We start from the raw sequence: 1,167 nt of genomic DNA, 5'->3' as shown, positions 1-1,167 counted from the left end.
TTAGCTTCTGGTGAACTCACGAACCAGTTCAGGGTCTTGCTGCAAGCCATCAAGCCAGCCGGTGTCGAGCTTTGGCACCGAGGAAAATAACAGCCGCGAATAAGGATGGCTGGCGGTGCTGCCCATCATGGCCGGGCTTAACTGTTCAACCTTTTTACCGGCATACATGACAACAACTTCGTCACAGATCGCGCGCACTGTCGAAAGATCATGACTGATGAACAGATACGACAACGACAATTCACTTTGCAGTTCTTTCAGCAGATCAATGATGGCTGCCGCGACAACTGTATCCAGTGCCGAGGTGATTTCATCACAGATGATCATCTTCGGATCAGCGGCAAGTGCGCGGGCCAGATTGATGCGCTGCTTCTGACCACCGGAAAGCTCGCCAGGCCTGCGATAACGCATATTGCGCGGTATCCGCACCATATCGAGCAGCTGATCGATACGGGCGTCGCGACTTTTGCTGTTCATGCCGTGATAAAAAGTCAGAGGACGCGCCAGAATATCTGCAATCGACTTGGCAGGGTTAAGCGCGGTATCGGCAAACTGGAAAACAATCTGCAACTCACGCAATTGCTCGCGGCTCCGATAGCGCAGATCACTCTGCATTTCCTTGCCGTCAAACATTATCTTCCCGCGTGCGGCAGGTAGAATGCCCGCAATTACGCGCGCGAGCGTGGACTTGCCACAACCGGATTCGCCGATAATGCCGAGGTTCTGCCCACGTGCCAGCTCAAGGCTGACATTGTTGACCGCAATCATCGCTGGTTCGCCGGTTTTACCAACAATACCGTAACCGGCGAGAACATTATCAACGACCAGAAGCGGCGCGGGCTTTTCTGTCACCTCAGTTTCGGGACGTGCATGAAGCACAGGCTCAAAAGCTGCAAGCAACTCCTGCGTATAAGGATGCTGGGGATTGTGCAGAATATTCTGCGTAAGACCCACTTCCTGCACTTCGCCACCTTTAAGCACCACGATGCGATCCGCAATTTGGGCGACAACAGCCAGATCATGCGAAACATAGACGCCAGCAATCCGGTTCTTTTTCATCACGGACTTGAAAGCACGCAGCACTTCAATCTGCGTCGTCACATCGAGCGCTGTGGTCGGCTCATCGAAAATCACCAGCTTAGGATCACCGATAAGCGCCATTGCCGC

Annotated in this window: 1 protein-coding gene; it reads right to left on the bottom strand. The window is 53.3% G+C overall.

The window, feature by feature from the left end:
• Positions 1–1,167: ABC transporter ATP-binding protein (locus CEV31_RS13160; protein WP_143850943.1), on the bottom strand; the 1,167-nt coding region annotated here is incomplete at its 5' end.

The organism is Brucella thiophenivorans (assembly GCF_002252445.1).
GTDB lineage: Bacteria > Pseudomonadota > Alphaproteobacteria > Rhizobiales > Rhizobiaceae > Brucella > Brucella thiophenivorans.
Note: the sequence above shows the minus strand (reverse complement) of the source record. Positions and strands in the feature narration are given on the sequence as shown.